This is a genomic window from Sphingomonas sp. BK481 (assembly GCF_014194875.1).
Classification (GTDB): Bacteria; Pseudomonadota; Alphaproteobacteria; order Sphingomonadales; family Sphingomonadaceae; genus Sphingomonas; species Sphingomonas aerolata.
This window is the reverse complement of record NZ_JACIAP010000007.1, coordinates 146676-163693: the sequence shown is the minus strand read 5'-3', so window position 1 is coordinate 163693 and position 17018 is coordinate 146676. Positions and strand designations below refer to the sequence as shown.

Annotated in this window: 16 protein-coding genes; 7 read left to right on the top strand and 9 right to left on the bottom strand. The window is 64.7% G+C overall.

All coding sequences use genetic code 11. The annotated features are described in order from the left end of the window. The 4 genes from FHY04_RS14665 (at nucleotide 1) to FHY04_RS14650 (ending at nucleotide 3612) form a co-directional block, all read left to right on the top strand. Nucleotides 1–1455 (top strand): lipopolysaccharide biosynthesis protein, encoded by a 1455-nt coding sequence (locus FHY04_RS14665; protein ID WP_042467778.1) that lies wholly within the window; start codon nucleotides 1–3, stop codon nucleotides 1453–1455. Continuing rightward, complete coding sequence (locus FHY04_RS14660) at nucleotides 1448–2518, top strand: hypothetical protein (RefSeq protein ID WP_183936971.1); 1071 nt, start codon at nucleotides 1448–1450, stop codon at nucleotides 2516–2518. The genes FHY04_RS14665 and FHY04_RS14660 overlap by 8 nt, the downstream gene beginning before the upstream one ends. A 296-nt stretch (nucleotides 2519–2814) precedes the next feature. Continuing rightward, nucleotides 2815–3057 (top strand): XrtV sorting system accessory protein, encoded by a 243-nt coding sequence (locus tag FHY04_RS14655; protein WP_031396237.1) that lies wholly within the window; start codon nucleotides 2815–2817, stop codon nucleotides 3055–3057. A 150-nt stretch (nucleotides 3058–3207) separates the two neighbouring features. Beyond that, complete coding sequence (locus FHY04_RS14650; RefSeq protein ID WP_183936970.1) at nucleotides 3208–3612, top strand: hypothetical protein; 405 nt, start codon at nucleotides 3208–3210, stop codon at nucleotides 3610–3612. A gap of 66 nt (nucleotides 3613–3678) precedes the next feature. Here FHY04_RS14650 and FHY04_RS14645 read toward each other — a convergent pair whose 3' ends face one another. Next, nucleotides 3679–4980, bottom strand: a complete 1302-nt coding sequence (locus tag FHY04_RS14645) for a UDP-glucose/GDP-mannose dehydrogenase family protein (RefSeq protein WP_159512269.1) — start codon at nucleotides 4978–4980, stop codon at nucleotides 3679–3681. Nucleotides 4981–5203: 223 nt separating this feature from the next. Beyond that, on the bottom strand, nucleotides 5204–6358 hold the full coding sequence (locus FHY04_RS14640; RefSeq protein WP_183936969.1) for a glycosyltransferase family 1 protein: 1155 nt from the start codon (nucleotides 6356–6358) through the stop codon (nucleotides 5204–5206). A gap of 84 nt (nucleotides 6359–6442) precedes the next feature. On the opposite strand from FHY04_RS14640, the gene FHY04_RS14635 reads away from it, so the two are divergent. Next, a complete protein-coding gene (locus tag FHY04_RS14635) occupies nucleotides 6443–7573 on the top strand; it encodes a glycosyltransferase family 4 protein (protein ID WP_183936968.1) in 1131 nt (376 codons plus the stop codon). A 287-nt stretch (nucleotides 7574–7860) separates the two neighbouring features. On the opposite strand, the gene FHY04_RS14630 is transcribed toward FHY04_RS14635, so the two are convergent. The 4 genes from FHY04_RS14630 to FHY04_RS14615 all read right to left on the bottom strand — a co-directional run bounded on the left by FHY04_RS14630 (nucleotide 7861) and on the right by FHY04_RS14615 (nucleotide 10504). Next, nucleotides 7861–8001 carry a hypothetical protein gene (locus FHY04_RS14630; protein ID WP_156360375.1) on the bottom strand — a complete coding sequence of 47 codons (141 nt, stop codon included), beginning with the start codon at nucleotides 7999–8001 and terminating at the stop codon, nucleotides 7861–7863. A 202-nt stretch (nucleotides 8002–8203) separates the two neighbouring features. Next, nucleotides 8204–8692 carry a PilZ domain-containing protein gene (locus FHY04_RS14625; protein WP_159512266.1) on the bottom strand — a complete coding sequence of 163 codons (489 nt, stop codon included), beginning with the start codon at nucleotides 8690–8692 and terminating at the stop codon, nucleotides 8204–8206. A gap of 13 nt (nucleotides 8693–8705) precedes the next feature. Then, nucleotides 8706–9029 (bottom strand): hypothetical protein, encoded by a 324-nt coding sequence (locus FHY04_RS14620; protein ID WP_031394409.1) that lies wholly within the window; start codon nucleotides 9027–9029, stop codon nucleotides 8706–8708. Nucleotides 9030–9112: 83 nt separating this feature from the next. Next, a complete protein-coding gene (locus FHY04_RS14615) occupies nucleotides 9113–10504 on the bottom strand; it encodes an exopolysaccharide biosynthesis polyprenyl glycosylphosphotransferase (protein ID WP_311725014.1) in 1392 nt (463 codons plus the stop codon). A gap of 549 nt (nucleotides 10505–11053) precedes the next feature. On the opposite strand from FHY04_RS14615, the gene FHY04_RS14610 reads away from it, so the two are divergent. Further along, complete coding sequence (locus tag FHY04_RS14610) at nucleotides 11054–11998, top strand: diguanylate cyclase domain-containing protein (protein WP_183936967.1); 945 nt, start codon at nucleotides 11054–11056, stop codon at nucleotides 11996–11998. A 63-nt stretch (nucleotides 11999–12061) separates the two neighbouring features. Here FHY04_RS14610 and FHY04_RS14605 read toward each other — a convergent pair whose 3' ends face one another. From FHY04_RS14605 to FHY04_RS14595, 3 genes are all read right to left on the bottom strand, one after another. Next, entirely contained in the window at nucleotides 12062–13252 is a 1191-nt protein-coding gene (locus tag FHY04_RS14605; protein ID WP_183936966.1) for an exopolysaccharide biosynthesis polyprenyl glycosylphosphotransferase, read from the bottom strand. A gap of 188 nt (nucleotides 13253–13440) precedes the next feature. Further along, nucleotides 13441–14256 carry a glycosyltransferase gene (locus FHY04_RS14600; protein ID WP_183936965.1) on the bottom strand — a complete coding sequence of 272 codons (816 nt, stop codon included), beginning with the start codon at nucleotides 14254–14256 and terminating at the stop codon, nucleotides 13441–13443. Between the two features lies 1 nt (nucleotide 14257). Continuing rightward, nucleotides 14258–15559, bottom strand: coding sequence for a glycosyl hydrolase family 28-related protein (locus tag FHY04_RS14595; protein WP_183936964.1), 1302 nt, complete (start codon nucleotides 15557–15559; stop codon nucleotides 14258–14260). Between the two features lie 275 nt (nucleotides 15560–15834). Between FHY04_RS14595 and FHY04_RS22960 the strand changes: the two genes are divergently transcribed. Next, nucleotides 15835–16752, top strand: a complete 918-nt coding sequence (locus FHY04_RS22960) for a glycosyltransferase (protein WP_183936963.1) — start codon at nucleotides 15835–15837, stop codon at nucleotides 16750–16752. The last annotated feature ends 266 nt before the right edge of the window (nucleotides 16753–17018 follow it).

The following is a 17018-nucleotide window of genomic DNA, read 5'->3' as shown; positions in this document are numbered from 1 at the left end:
ATGGCTGCCCCCTCATTAGGTAAACAGGTCGGACGCGGCGCAATCTGGTCGGTCGTCAACAGCGCGCTCGTCCAGGTCATCAACCTCCTGGTCTTCCTGGTGACCGCGCGGTTCGTCCCGGTCGCCGATTTCGGCATCCTCGCCACCTGTCTGCTCTTCGTCGAGCTGTTCAAGCAGATCTCGGTGGAAAGCTTCGCCACCGCGATCGTCTCGCGCGGTGCGCCCGACGCCGGCGACTACAACGCCTGCTTCCTGCTGATCCAGATCGGCGCGGTGATCGGCGCGGCGCTGATGCTGCTGTCGGCGCAGTTCATCTCGGAGATCATGCACAATGAGCGGATCGAGTTCGCGCTGCGGCTGACCTCCGTCCTGCTGCTCAGCTCAGGGCTGTCGCGCACGCATGAGGCGTGGATGACGCGCCAGTTGCTGTTCAAGCCGCTCGCGATCCGCTCGATCCTCGCGCTGCTTGTCGGCGGCGGTGCGGGCCTGTTCCTCGCGATGAACGGCTGGGGCCTGACTGCGCTCGTCGTCCAGCAGCTCACCACCTCCTTGCTGTCGACGATCCTGCTCTGGGTCGTCAGCGACTGGCGGCCGAGCCTGCGCGTCGAGCGCGCCAAGCTGCTCGCGACCTGGCGCTATGGCCGCCATGTCGCGATCACCGGCTTTACCAACTTCGCCAACACGCAGAGCGATACCTTCTTCTCGTCCTATTATCTCGGCGCGTCGGCGACGGGCATCTACAACGCGGCCAAGCGCATCCTGCTCGGCCTCAACCAGCTGATGGCATCCGCGCTGTCGCGCGTCGCGCTGCCGACCTTTGCCGGGCTTCGCGACGACGAGGAACGGCTCCGCGGCGCGTTTTTGAACGCGGTCTCGTTCACCACCGCGATTACCGCGCCGATGTTCCTGTCGCTCATCGCGGTCAGCGATCTGGTCGTGCGCGTCGCGCTCGGCGCGAAATGGATGGAGGCGGCACCGATCATCTCGATCATCGCCGGCACCGCCTATCTGACGACAATCGGCCAGTATAATCAGGCGATCATCCTGGTGAAGGACAAGCCGCACTGGCAGACGGTCCTCACCTCGATCTACGCGGTCAGCAACATATCGCTGTTCCTCGTCGTCGTGCGCTATGGTCTCCAGGCGCTCGCGATCGGCTTCACCGTCCGCGCCGTCCTGCTCTACCCGCTCTCGGTCGGCGCGGCCCTCCACCTGCTGAGGATAAAACCGATGGCCTATGCTGCCCGCATAGCACCCTCGCTTGCCGCATCCGCGGTGATGGTCGGGGCGCTGCTTCTGCTGCACCGGACGATCGACGTCCCCTCCCCGCTGCTCGCGCTGGTCATCCACGTCGCGGTCGGCGCGGTCGTCTATGCCGCGGCGCTGTTCGTGATCGGCCGCCGCGACATGCTCGCGCTCATCCGCTTCGCCCGGACGGCGGTGGCCCGTGGCTGATCCGTTGCGCATCCTCGCCTGGCCCGCCGGTGATCCGGGCGACCTCAACCCCTATGTCCGCCGCATGTACGGCGCGTTCCGCGCGCCCGCGGCCTCGGTCACCGCATTCCGTCCGCTGATGCGGCGCATCCCCACCGCGGACATCTTCCATATCCACTGGCCCGAGGGGATCTTCGAAGGCTCGGGCAGCAACAACCCGGCGATCGTCGCGGCCAAGGCCGCGCGTGTGCTGAACGCCGCGCGGGGGATCCGTCGATCGGGCGGCAAGCTCGTCGTCACCGCGCACAATGTCACGCCGCACCGCGACCTGACCGGCTGGCGGCACCGGGTCTGGCACGCCTATCATGCACGGCTCCTCGGCCAGATCGATCACCTGATCGGCCTGTCTGCCGCCTCGCTCGAGCGCTATCGCGCCGCGCATCCGGCGATCGCCGCGGTGGCGGGGACGATCGTTCCGCACCCGCATTACCGTGAGGACTATCCGGCGATCCCTCGTGCCGAAGCGCGCGCGGCCTGGGCGATTCCCGACGGTATCTGGGTGCTCGGCATGATCGGGTCGCTCCGTCCCAGCAAGAACTTGGTCGAGGCCGCCGAGGCGTTCCTCGCGATCCGCCGGCCCGATGAGATGCTGCTGATTGCCGGCGATGCGGGCGATGACGACATCGCCGCGCGGCTGACCGCGGTCGCGGACCGGTCCGACGGGACGATCCGTATCGTAACCGGCCCGCTCGACGATGCGCGCTTCGCCTCGGCGATCGCCTCCTGCGACGCCTGTCTGATGAACCAGACATCGACGCTCAACTCGGGCACGGCGCTCGTCACGCTGTCGCTCGACCGCCCGCTGCTCGCCCCCGCGGTCGGCACGCTGCCCAGCCTGGCGGCGGAGATCGCCGGCGGCTGGGTCACGCTGTTCGATCCGCCGCTCGCGCCGACGGCGTTGCGCGCGAGCATCGACACGCTTCGCACCAGCCCGCCGGGCGGCCGCCCCGATCTGGAGCCGCTCGATCCGATGCGACTGTCCGAGGCAATGCTCGCGCAATTCAAGAAGGTGGCGTCGGGCTGACCTTGGGCGCGAAGCCCTTCGCATCGTCGATCTTCGCCGCCTTGCGCAGCGCCGCCTGACGCTGGCTGGTTCCCGATCGCAGCTGCGTGGTCGCCAGCCAGCTAGGCCTCGACGTTGCGCCCGCTCAGCCTCTCCCGCAGCGCCGTGGTCGTCGTCAGGGCAGTCCCAGCGCGAGAGCGGGGGCAAGATACTGCATTTGCCCGAGACGATGAGAAAATCTAGAAGGACCGGGCATAGGGATCGCCTCTGACGGAATGTGGCGCCGGCCGGGTTCCGGGCGGCTTGGGAAGTATATCATGGAAACAATTTACGATTGGCTGAGCGTCGCGGTATTTGCGGGCCTGGCGCTGCTCTATCTGCAACGCTCGATGGAGGATGAGCCGGTCGATACGGTGTGGCATTATCTGCCGCCCGCGATCGCCTGTGCGCTGAGCAACTGGCTCGGCAACGAAGGCTATGCGATCCCCGCCGTGCTCGTGCTTGCGGCCAGTGTCGGCTATATCATCTACGTGCTGCGCCCATCCCTGCCCGGGCGCTGATCCGGCCGGCCGGACGCGCCGGCCCCGGCAGCAGTGGTCGATCATGGTAGAACAGGATCTGCATTACCCTAAACCCGCCGCTAACCAGGTTTGAAGAGACCTCCTTTGCATCGGCCGAGTGAAGGATCGGGTGCCAACGGAGAATTTCCAATGCCCCTGATCCACGACGCGCATCGCGCCGTCGCGTCCGCCGCGCCGGCCCCGGTCGCTCGCCCGCATGCCCTGAACCGCGTGCTGCCGCGCTCAACTTATGATGGCGGTCGACCTGCCCGCATCGGCGCCGCCCTGCGCGGCATGGTCGGCATCGCAACGCTGGCGATGCTCGCCGCCTGCGGATCCGCAGTCGAAGCGCCCGAACAGGCGGGGATCGTCGTCGTGAGATCGGGGGCCGGACCGAGCGAACCCGGTATTGCGGTTGCAGCAGCGGCACCGCCTGCACCGGCGACCGGCGCCGACGCGGGCACACCAGCCACCAGCGATACCGACGATGCGGTCATCCCCCCCGACACGATGCGGGACCCGGATCATATGCAATATGCCAGCCTGGTCGAATAACCCGACTGGCCCTTGGCTTAATTAGACAGGCGGCGCACCGATCGGCGCGCCGCCTGTCCCGGTCGATCAGCGGCCGACCGCGTGATAGGTCAGCCCGGCCTTCTCGACCATGTCGCGCGGATAGATGTTGCGCAGGTCGACGAGCACCGGCGACGCCAGCAGCGACTTGACGCGCTTGAAGTCGAGCGCGCGGAAGATGTCCCATTCGGTCACGATGACAAGCGCCTCGGCGCCCTCCATCGTCTCATAGGGACCGGTGCAATAGGTCACGTCCTTGATGACCGCCTTCGCCTGCTCATGACCCTCGGGATCATAGACGTTGATCGTCGCGCCCGCATCCTGCAGCGTCTGGATCAGCGCGATCGCCGGGCTGTCGCGCATGTCGTCGGTGTTCGGCTTGAAGGTCAGGCCGAGCACCGCGATCGTCTTGCCGCGAACGTCGCCGCCCACGGCGGCGATGACCTTGCGGCCCATTGCGCGCTTGCGATTGTCGTTCACCGCGACGACCGCCTCGACGATGCGCTGCGGCGCGTCGTGATCCTGCGCGGTCTTGAGCAGCGCGAGCGTGTCCTTGGGGAAGCACGAACCGCCATAGCCCGGGCCGGCATGCAGGAACTTGGAGCCGATGCGGTTGTCGAGGCCGATGCCGCGCGCGACATCCTGCACGTCCGCGCCGACCTTCTCGCACAGATCGGCGATCTCGTTGATGAAGGTGATCTTGGTCGCGAGGAACGCATTGCCGGCATATTTGGTCAGCTCGGCAGCACGCCGGCTCATCTCGACGAGCGGCGAACGACCAAGGGCGAGCGGACGATAGATCTCGCGCATGACCGCCAGACCCTTTTCGTCGTCGCTGCCGATCACGACGCGGTCGGGACGCTTGAAATCGTCGATCGCGGCGCCTTCGCGCAGGAATTCGGGGTTCGACACGACCGCGAAGTCGGCATCCGGATTGACCCGGCGGATGATCCGCTCGACCTCGTCGCCGGTGCCGACCGGGACCGTGGACTTGTCGACGATCGCAGTGAAGCCGTCGATCGCGCCGCCAATTTCCTCGGCGGCGGCATAGACATAGGACAGGTCGGCATGACCGTCACCGCGCCGCGACGGCGTACCGACGGCGATGAAGACCGCGTCGACACCCTTCACGCTCGCGGCAAGATCGGTACCGAAGCGCAACCGCCCGGCCTCGACGCCGCGCGCCACCAGTGCATCCAGACCCGGCTCGTAGATCGGCATGATGCCGTTTTCGAGCGCCGCGATCTTGCCGGCATCCTTGTCGATGCAGATCACGTCATGTCCGAAATCGGCGAAACATGCGCCCGACACCAAACCAACGTAACCCGATCCCACCATCGCTATGCGCATTATAATCCCTCAGACGATGTTGGTCCCTACGATCGTCGTACGGACATTGATATTCGGCGGAACTCCTAGAAGATGAACCGCCGGCCATCAATAAGGTGGTTCACCTGATGCGGCGGGCCGGTACGCTGCTCCACCGATCCGTGCCGATACCGATCAAACGCCGATATCCGAGGGGGTTGGCGGGCCGGCCCGCGCCCGCGGACGACGCGCCAGCCCCGCCCATTTAATCCGCGACGATGCGGGCGTCAGGGTAGTTTTCGGGACGAAGCACGCGGTCGGCGACCTCGGTCCAGGTCGAGAAATGCCGCGCGGGCACCTGTCCCGCCAGCGCCAGTGCCTTTTCGGTCGCCGCGATCATCGACGCCGGATCGTTCGACACATAGCCCGCGCGGAACGGGTTCGTCCCGACCGCGAAATCGGGGCAGACCGCGGGGATCTGCAGATATTCATATTGTCCCAATTTCAGACTCGACTCGGCAAGATACTCGACCCCCGGCGCCAGCCGGTAGGGGGCGATGCCGATGCTCGCATGCTTGATATAGGGCAGCGTGGCGCGGAACGGCATTTCCTTTTGGACGAACACGTTGTCGGGCCCCTTGAAGCTCTTCCCGCAGCCGATCACGTGGAAATGCACATCGGGAAACTGCGGCGCGACCGCATGGAAGAAGCTTTCGTCGAACAGCATCGACCCGACCGCTACGGCATTGCGCTGCGCGGTATAGGGCGACGGCCCGACGGTCTCGAAGTCGGCGGGATCGATCCCGAATTCGGCGCGGTACAGGCGATCCTTCGCCCACAGGAAATCCGACACCATCTTGGTCGACCGCAGGCAGACATGGTCGATATGCCGCGCGTTCTTCACCAGATGACGGCGGACATAGGGATGCGCGCCGACGGTATCGAGCCGGTCGGTGGCGTAATAGATGATCTTGGCGGTCGGGTTTAGCCGCTTGATCCGGTCGATGAAGATCGCCGCGACGCTCGATTCGATGACGATATAGTCCGCCGCCTGGAATGCGCCGTCGATATCGGCATTGGGCAGCCTGGCGAACAGCGGAAACAGCTTCGCCATCACCGCATCGGCGACCGCATTGTTGGTCGCAAAGGGATGCAGCGGCGTCCGCCAGAGATAGCAATTGACGCCGTCCACCTTGTGCCAGGCATTGGCCTGGTCCCACAGGAACAGGCGCGAATCGCCCTTCTTCTTCGAGATCAGGCTGAACCGGGTCGAGATGAACGACACGTCGCAGCCATCCTGCGCCAGCGCATGCGCGACCTGGTGGATGCTGGCGCGCTTGGGCGTCCGGTAATCCTGAAATGCCGACAGGATGACGACACGGGAACGCTTTGGCTGCGCCGGCGCTGGCTTATCGGACATGCATGACACTCCATCGACTTTGGGCTGGACGGTTGGCCGTAATCAGACAAAGGGGCTGGCAATCTGGATCACGTTGGGAAGCCGATGCACGTTCTTCACGTCGTTCGTCAATTTTATCCGGCCATTGGCGGGCTGGAAGACGCCGTCAGCAATCTTGCGGTCGCGCTCAAGCGGGACTGCGGAATCACGACGTCGGTGGTCACGCTCGACCGGCAGTTTTCGCGTCTCGACGCGACGCTGCCGCCGCGCGACACCTATCAGGGCGTGCCCGTGCAGCGGATCCCGTTCCGCGGCTCGACGCGCTATCCGCTCGCGCCCACCGTGCTGCAGCATCTCGGCCAGGCGGACATCGTCCATGTTCATGCGATCGATTCGTTCTTCGACGGCATGGCGCTCACCCGCCCGCTCCACCGCCGGCCGATGGTCGCCTCGACGCATGGCGGCTTCTTCCACACCGATTTCGCCAGCCGGCTGAAGCTCGCCTATTTCGCCAGCGTCACGCGCGCGTCGTCGCTCGCCTACGACCGGATCATCGCCTCGAGCGAAAGCGACGCCGCCCGGTTCAACCAGATCGCCGCGAGCAAGACGGTGACGATCGAGAATGGCGTCAATATCGGCAAGTGGCAGGGTGCAGGGTCGCCACAGCCGACCCGGACGATGATCTATATCGGCCGCTTTTCCTCGAACAAGAACATCACCGGCCTGATCGACCTCGTGGCCGCGCTCGGCCGGCTTCACGGCGACTGGCGGCTGATCATCGCGGGCGGCCCGGCCGACGTCACGCCTGCACAGATCGAGGAGCATATGCGCCGGACCGGTACCGAACGGGCGGTCACGCTCGTGCCGTCGCCCAGCGACGAGGGTATCAAGGCGTTGATCGGCGAGGCCAGCTATATCGGCTCGGCGTCACGCTATGAAGGCTTCGGGCTGAGCGTGGTCGAAGGCCTGTCCGCTGGCCTGACCCCGATCGTCAGCGACATCCCGCCCTTCCGTCGGCTGGTCCGCTCGTCCGGCAGCGGCATCCTGTTCGACATCGACGATGTCGAGGCTGGTGCGGGCCGGATCGAAGCTGCGCACCGCGATGCGAGCGCTGCCTATGAGTCGAACCGCGCGAACAACATCGCCGCGAGTCTGGCCTATGACTGGCGTAGCGTCGCGCGGCAGTTCGCCGATGTGTATGAAGATGTCCTGCGGAAACGCGGCGTGCAGGGCTGAAAACGTCGGGATACTTGGCCGCGTATTCCGGGGCGATTCGCCGAGGAGGAGCGTATCGTCGCTCGGCATCGATCACGATGCCCACATCGCCAAAGCCGAGTTTACCGCGAGCGTCCAAGGCCTGGTGCTTCGAGCAGGTCGGGCCAACGCTCAAGCCTGAGGATCACCGCAGCCCTACGGCGAAGGCGAATCGCCATATCCCGGGCGCCCAAACACTTTGGCGATCCGACGGCCGGGATCGTCAGACACAGGCGGACGCGAAATGGCGACCGCCCATGTGCTTGAAATCAGGCCAGGAAAAACGCCATCAGGACGATCAATGCCCAGAGCGCAACGCTGACCGCGAGGCCAGTGATAAGACCGAGCACGGCCGAGGGGATTTCGGGATAGGATGGGGCCTGGATAGCCGGGCCGGGAAGCGCAGTCATGAACACTCTCCTCAGCGGTCGTTTCAACCGTCTTGTCTCAACATGGGACAGGGGTCATAAATAATCAATACTAATATCTAGACTAGCGCAAAATTAGCTAAGATCCTGAAAATCTTGTGCGTTCAGCGGGTCGACGAGGCCGGCAAACGCCCCCGGAGCAGGGTTGCAACGCGCAGATCACCACACCGGCGTCAGCTGCGGTTCAGAACGATGAAAGTCCGCGCAGCAGCAGCGTCGCCAAGGCCCAGCATGCGCAGCTCGCCACGACCAGCAGGATAAGCCGCACCGGCGCTGCAAAGCGCTGCGGCGGGGCCAGCGCCGCACCCGCGGCGGGCATGGGCACCACCGCGCTGTCGGGAATCAACGACAGGACCGCAGATTCGCAGATCGTGTGTGTGAAGGCCGACTGGATCTGGTCGTTCGTCAGCAGGGGCTGGAACGCACAGCCATGCGCCTCGCCATCGCGCCATGCGATCCGCGCGGTCGCCTGCCCCGCACCGGCCAGGCCGACGCGGATATGGGCACCGACCGGCAGGACGCTGGCGCTAGAGAATCGGAAACCGCCTTCGGACAGATCCTCGACACGAACGTCGATCGCCCGCGCATCGGCCGCACGGACCGTGCTCGCGCGCGCTATTGCCGCACGACTCGGCTTTCGCCGGCGCTCGGCCACCGGCTCGATCGCCGTCATCTCCGCCCGCACGCTAGATGATCCAGGCAAGGACACCAGCGAGCGCCGCGGCGAAGACCGCCACGCCGGCGATGGTCGAACCGGCCCGGATCGCGCGTTCACCCAACGAGGCGGGCTCGACCGGAAGGAGCCAGTTCTCGTAGTCGATCCGGTCGCCGGCCAACGGGTTGGCGGCACGCGGGTCGACGACCTGAAGCTCGGCCGCGAGCGGGTCTGCGACGGAACGCGCCCCGTCGAACGAATCCGTCGTAGCGCCGGAAAGCGGATCGCCGCCACGAAACGCCGCATGTGGCGATACGGGGTCAGCCAGGTTAGCAAGAGGTGCGTGAAGGGGCATGACGACACCATGCCATACTGGTGGTTAAGAAAGCGTATGTTAAATTGCTGTCGCGGCATTTTTTGTACGTGTTTTACGGTGCACTAGAACGCGTTGCGGTGCACAACGACCCGTACCGTAGACACGAGAATGCCAAAGTCGCGCCACACGGACCAGCCCAGGATATATTCCAGATCGGCCTGAAGGCGCTGCGTCAGATCGTCGCGACGATGCGTCGCACCGCGAAATCCCCGCACCTGCGCGAGACCGGTGATCCCCGGCTTGAGCGCGTGGCGGTGCCAATAGCGTTCATCGACCTCCCAGAACAGCTGCTGTCCCGCCAGCGACCCCAGTGCATGCGGTCGCGGCCCGACGATGCTCATCGATCCGAGCAGCACGTTGAGCAGCTGCGGCAGCTCGTCGACGCTGGTCGCGCGGATCACGCGACCGACGCGCGTGATCCGGTCGTCGGTGCGCGACGCCGAAACGCTGCCGCTGGCGTCCGACTGCTCGACCCGCATCGATCGGAACTTGAACACCTTGAACAGCGCGTTGCCCCGCCCGACGCGATCCTGCCGGAAGAAGACCGGTCCCCGGCTGTCGATCTTGATCGCGGCGGCGGTAATCAGCAGCAGCGGCAGCACGACGATCAGCGCGGGCACCGCAAAGGCCAGGTCGAACGTCCGCTTGATCATCCGGTTGCGCGTGCTCAACGGTCCGACCGCGACGACCAGCGTCGACCGCCCGACGAAAGTGTCGAGCCCGATCGCGCCGACCTGGTCGATTTCGTTCGAAATAATCTCGCCGCGAATGCCCGCCCCCTTCAGGAGCATCGCCCATTCGCGCTCCTTGTCGGGCCGACAGGCGATCACGACGCGGTCGACACCACGCAATTGACGCGCGAGTCGATCGAGCATCATCGGATCTTGCATGTTCGGGCGAAGGTTCGCGGCCCGCGTCTCGACGACTTTGCAATGTGCAGGCACCGCGAATTCGACGTCGTCCAAGATCACCAGATCGGTGGTCACGTTGCCGCCAATCGTCAGGCGGACAAACCGATCGATGACCAATCGAAAGACTGCCAGAAGCACGAAGCTGCCGAGCATTCCGATGCTGATGACGCCCCGGGATTCCGCCTGCACCGCCCGAAAATAGTAGGAGATGAACAAAAAGCTTGAAAAGGCTAGTAAAAGCGCCGTCGCCGAGCGCATGATGCCGGCCCGGGCCTTGCGCAGCACGTCGATCGAGTAGGCGCCATTGTTGAACGCCGTCAGCACATATATCGGCGCCGTGACGATGACGACGTTCATATGCGACGTAACAGCAAAACGGCCATATTTTGCAAATATACCGAGCTCGAATGCAGCAACCACCGCGAGCAGATCAGCAAACACCAACAGGATATAAAGAGCGATGCGCAGTTGGTGACGATGCGAGGTCGAGCCAATACGATCGAACACTGCACCGCGCGTGCCGGTAACTTTAGTATTTTCCACAGTGCCAGCTCCCTGCCCGCCACAATCTCGACTTATGCTCAGCAGGGCCAAGGCTCTGCCATAGGCGGTTTGAAGAAACCAGAGCCGAGATGCGCGGCTCATCCCATCGGGGCGCCACCCGGTCGGCACGCACCGCGCCGCCTGCGCAACGCGGCCCGCCGTCGCGATGCCACCGCCACCACCTTGCCGTCGCGTCAGCGCCCCCAGCAAGCGCGCAGCACCGCCCAGCAGGCCGGTGCGGCTACCCCGGCAATGGACTGAAACCGGTACGACCGGACTCCCCCCTTGGCGCAACATATCCCTCTATAGCGGACAACCGGCGCCGGCGGGCCGTCCCATCCCGGAACATGCCCCCCATCATAAGAAAAACCGCGCCGCTGCCGCCCGCGATCAGCCGCCGCCCGTAGCCGCGACACGCCCCCGAGCGCGGAACCAATCGCCGCGCAAGGATTGATCGCACGCTCTTTCGCGCTAGGGGGCGGCGGGATGAAACGGACGCGCGCGATCCCGCGTTGTACAATCCAGTACATAAAAAGGTTCGAGACAAGCATGCCAGAGGCTTTTCGTGCGGCGCGCGACGCGCTCGCCTTTCTCGAGGCACATCGTCTCGCACCGGTGGCTGAAAACTATACGTTCGCGCTTGCCGTGGTCGCCGATCCCGGATCGGACCTGGCGCGCGCCGTGGCGGCCGAGACGGATGGCGGCCTGAGGCTGACCGCACGCGCGCTTGAAACGCTCAGCGAACGCCATCTTGCGATCAAGCGCGACACGACCGCCGAACGCGACAGCGCGGTCACCGCACGCGCGAACCAGCTTGGCGCGCTGACCACCGATGCGCAGACGCTGACGCGGTCGCTCAGCCACGACGTCAGCGCGATGGCGAGCGAGGCGGAGAACTGGCCTGATGCGACGCTGCTCGTGACCCGGCTGGCCGATGCCGAACGCGAGCTGGCCGAGCTGCGCCGCGACGTCGCCCGGCTCCAGTCCGACCTCGGCTCGCTCGGTACGGCGCGGCACGATCCGATGCGCGACGCAGCTACCGGCGCGCTGACGTCCGAGGGCGCGCGGCCGATCTTCGCACAGCTCGCCGAACAGGCGCGAAGCTATGTCCTCATGATCTTCAGCGTCGCCGATCTCGCCGGGGTCAACGAACGCTTCGGCCATGCCGTCGGCGACAATGTGCTGAGCGCCTTTGTCGCGAACCTGCGACGGGTGTTCCCCGACGAGGAGATCATTCGCTGGACCGGCAATGAATTCGTCGTGGTCGTGACCGACGTCGCCCTGACGGCGGCCCGTGATCTTGCCGACGAAGCCATCGCCGCGTTCGAAACCCGCCGCCTCAAGCTGCGCGGCAGCGGCGCATGGATCGGCCCGGTCCGCGCGCTCGCGGGACTGGTGGTCGGCCAGGGCGACGACCAGGACGCCGCCCTGAGCCAGGCCCGCGCCGACCTGCATCGCGCCGCAGTCCGGGCGCTCAGCCCGGTCGAGCCCTGATCAGGGCCGACCGGCGCGACACCGTCAACCGGCGGACACGGACCGATAAGCCCCGAGAAACGGCTACCGGGCGCCATGCCCCGTCATCATCGTGCGGACCGTCCGCGCGATGATGAGCATGTCGAGCCAGGGCGAGAAGTTCTTGATGTAATAGAAGTCGTAATTCAGCTTCTGCTTTACGTCCTCGATCTCCGCGACATGGCCCTGGTTGACCTGCGCCCAACCCGTGATTCCGGGACGGACGATGTGCCGATACCGGTAAAACGGAATGTCCGCCTCATACCAGTTGCCAAGGACCTGCGCCTCGGGACGCGGACCGATCCAGCTCATCTCGCCTTTCAGGACGTTGATGAACTGCGGCAGCTCGTCGAGCCTGGTCTGACGCAGGAAACGCCCGACCTTGGTCACGCGCACGTCGTTGCTCTGCGTCATCGCGGCGCGCAGCGCGTCCTGCGACTGCGCCCCGCCGGTCGTCATCGTGCGCAGCTTGTACACCATGAACGGCTTGCCCTGAAACCCGATCCGGGTCTGCCGGAACAGCGCGGGGCCCCGTGAATCGAGCTTGATGGCGATGCCGCAGATCACCAGCACCGGCAGCAGGATGACGAGCGCGACCGCGGCGGCGATGGAGTCGAAGATATGCTTCAGCGTCATATAGGCCGACACCGGTGACAACGAGCCGAAGTTATTCTCCGAGATATGCTCGAGATCGACCTGCCCCGTCAGCGATTCCTTGAGATGCTTGATATGATAGACCGGGATCCCCGACAGCGCGAAATCGGCGAGCGCGCGCTCCCATTCGTCGGGCATGTCCGCGCGGAGATCGATTGCAACGGCATCGATCAACGCCTTCTCGTTCTGGGGATCGGACAGCTTGACCCAGGCCACCAGCGTGCTTTCTTCGATCCCGCACCAGTCGCCGAACGGCGCCAGCCCGACCCGGAACCGTGTCTTCCGCGCATAGGTGATCGTCGCCCAGTAGAACCAGGCGATGCTGAGGCTGTAGCCGCAGATCAGCATGAAACGACTATACTCGATCCTCGACACCACCAGTATCGACACGACGATGCCATAAGCGATCGACAGCGAGGTAAAGATGTTGCTCGACTTTTCGACCCCCGGATAGGCGACGAAGTTGCGGACGAACCAATAGCCGAGTGCCGTCGACGCAAGCACGACGAACAATGTCTGCGTATGCAGCGCGACCGACGCGCTGTCGTCGAAGGACAGCAGGCGCAGGAGATATGGAATCACCCCAGCGACGATGAGACCGCCCGACAGTTGATACCGCGGCAGTCGCAATGCATAGGGACGCTGAATGCGAAAAAAGTCCATATTACCGATCGCTATTTAGGCTGTAAGGCCGCATCCGGGGCAGGAAAGGCGGCTGGCTTCCAGGACAGTGGATCTTGTTTTGATGCGACATTCGCGAGAAAGCCCTGTCACACGCCGGCATCGAGTGATGCAATCGCTTTGCGGTTCATTTCGTCGCGCTCGCGGTCGACCCACCAGCCCCATTTCGAAAAATACCGCGACAGGTTGACCACCTTGCTGATGAGGCGCCGATACCCGCCGCCCTGGCTGCGATATTCATGTTCCACCATCGCGGTCGGCACAAACATCGTCCGGTGCCGCTGGGCGATGCGGCGCGACAGGTCGGCATCCTCGCCGTACATGAAGAAGCGCTCGTCGAAACCCTCGACCTCGTCGACCACCGACCGGCGCAGCATCATGAAGCACCCCGACAGGAACGGAAACTGCGCGACCGAATCATAGGTCCACTTCCGGAATTCGTAACGGTCGTTGCGTGCCCTGGTCCAACCGGCGTTTGCAAAGAAGCCGCGCCCGAACACATCGAGCGGATGCGGCAGCAGCCGGCACAGATGCTGGATCGATCCGTCGGGATAGCAGATCCGCGGCATGGCAAGACCGACATCGGGGTGCGCATCCATGAACGCGATCAGCTCCGGGAAAACCGTCGCGCCATAGGCAAGGTCGGTGTTGAGCACCGCGTGATAGCGATCGTCCTTGCTCAGCGCGAACGCCAGATTGTGGCCGGAGCCATAGCCAAGGTTGCTGTCCGGCCGGATCACCGCGACGTTCGCACGGTCGTCGAACGCCAGGACGAGCGGTTCGGGACTGTTGTCGACGAGGATGATCCGCGCATCGGGATTGGAGGCGTAGACCTGGTCGATCGCGCGTTCGACTTCGGCGATCTCGGTCTTGTACAGGACGAAGGAGACGGTCAGCACGGCCATCTTACAATACGCCCACGCTCATCGCGCCGGGCGTATCGGCCGCGACGTCGAGCGTGTACCAGAGGCGGCGGTAGCTGCCGATACCGGCGCCCGCCTTCATGCCGATGGTCAGCAGCTTGTTGGCCACGCTGGCGACCAGCTGGACCTCTCCCGTCGGCGACCGCGCAAGCGCCGCGGCGCCTTGCGTCGAGACCGCGATATCGATCGGCACCGCGACCCGCTTGATCGGCTGCGTGTCGCCGGTGTCGAAGAACATCTCGAGCGTGCCATAGACGCGCCCGCCCTGCCCGCCAAAGTCGACCGTGAACAGGCCGCGACCGACCTCGCCCGCCGCGAACCGGCGTGACTCCAGCTTGACGCTGCGCCCGCTACGCTCGCTCCACAGCGTGCCCGCGCCACCCAGTCCGTCGTTGCGCCCCTTCATGAGCATGTTGCGCGGACCGGGTGTCGGCAGGTCCCAGTGATTGTCGTCGAACACGATCAGATCGTCGGCGCAGTCGAAATGATAGGGGCCCATGCCCTTCCCTGCGGCGCCGGTTCCCGTGATCTTGCAGCCCCTGAAGACGACCGTCTTGGCACCACGGCTGCGCAACAGGAACTCGTGGGTGTTCTCGAAATACACGTTCTGGAAATGGATCGCATTGGCATAGGCGCCACCGGTCTCGATATCGATCGTCCCGCGCCCGGGGGCGCCGCTACCCTCGATGCTTCCGCCGAACATCACGAAGCCGTCGACGCCGCGCAATCGGATCGAGGCATCCGAATGATCGCCCAGACGCGTATTGTCGAGGTGGATGGAATTGCAGGGGAAACCTTCGACCGACACGCCGTATTTGCCGTTCATGAGATGGCAGTCGCGGATCACCGTCGTCTGCATGCTGCTGAACGTGATGTTGCTCTCGGACTGGAGGTTGGTGGTCACCCCCTGGATAACGATCCCGGCAACCTCGCGCGTCGCGCGGATCTTGATCGCGTGCGTACCACCATGAAAGGTCAGGTCGCGGATCGTCGCGTAGAGGAACGCGATCGGATCCTTGTTGACGAGCTGCGGCGCGGCGAGCGGATGATACTGGTTGTCGATGATCGTACCGTTGCGCGATTCGCCCCGCAACGTGACGTGACTCGGCAATTGAATGGAGTCGGAAATAGCGAATCGCCCGACCGGAATGGTCGCGGTGCCACCCGACGCCTCGATCGAATTGATCGCCGCCTGAATCCCGGCCCAGTCGATCGACTGGTCCAGCCGCTCGACGAACGGGTACACCGCCTGTGCTGCGGCCAGTGTCGGGAACCGGCTCGACAAGGGATGGAATTGCCCGTCACCGATCGCCCCGAAAGCGCGGGCGGATGCGCCCTCGATAAGCGAGGTCTGAGTCGCCGGCTTGGCTGGCGGCGCCTGCGCGCACGAGGGGGCTGCGACGATAGCTGCAACCCCGACGCCCGAAGCACGCAGAAGATCACGCCGGGCCAGCGCCGGGTGGTTTTGATAGCGAGGGGGAGTCAGTGGGATGTTCCTTACTCTTGTATCGCGCACCGCGCTTGCCCTAACGACAAGGCTCCTCAAGTCGAGAGCCGCTCGTGATACCTGTCTTTCCGCTACGGGCTGTCGTCGTCCTTTACCATCCCGATGACGGCGCGATCGATATGGTCCTCGCGATCGCAAGTCATGACTATGCGCCGGTCGTAGTAGCGAACGCGATCGATTCTGCAAAGTTGGCGCGGCTGCGCAGCGCGGGGATCGACCTGATCGTCAATGCGACCAACATCGGGCTGGCCGCAGCGTTCAACCAGGGCATCGACCACGCGCTCGCCTCGGGTGCCGCGCATGTCATGCTGCTCGATCAGGACACGCGGCCCGCACCGGACATGGCGACACGGCTGCTCGCGCTGGCATCGCGGGTCGAGGCGTCGGGCCGGCGGCTCGGCTGCATCGGTCCCGTGCCGGTCGACCGCAAGATGCCCGATGCCCGCACTCTGGCCGCGACGATCACGGGCGGTGTCCGCGACGCCGATCTGGCCGAGGTCGCGACGATCATCTCGTCGGGGATGATGATCCCGCGCGCCGCGATCGAAGCGGTCGGCGGGATGTGGGACGAGCTGTTCATCGACCAGATCGACCATGAATGGTGCTTCCGCGCCAGCGCCGCCGGACTTGCCGTCATCGCCGCGACATCGGTGCCCATGCCGCACGACATGGGCGACCATGGGATCAAGCTGTTCGGCCGGTACAAGCCCGTTCATCGCTCGCCGGTCCGCCATTTCCACATCGTACGAAACACCTTGTGGCTCGCGCGATGTTCCTTCATTCCGCGCCGATGGCGTTTAGCAGAAACGGTCAAATTGGCCGCCCGCATCCCCAGCTACATTCTGTTCAGCTCGGCACGCAGCCAGACGCTGCGCGCGGTAGCGCGCGGGGTTTTCGACGGAATGACCGCGCCCCCGGGCAGGACATTGTCGTCGTCGCCAGCGCGGATGAGCGCCAGCTCTACTTCCTGACGTGGTTCGCGATCGCCTTCCTGACGATCGTCCTGCACATTGTCGTCTCGGACGAGATCGTCTTCGCAGATGCCGTCCAGTACCTCACCTATACCGACAATCTGTATTTCTACAGGTCCGGTGACTGGTTCATCTTCGAGCCGTTCTCGAAGATCATGCTGCTGTTGCTGCGTGCATCGACCGGCAGCACCGAGACGACGGTCGGCTATGCGCATTATGTGATCAGTTTCGTCTATCTGTTCGGAACGCTGGCGATCTTTCGTCCG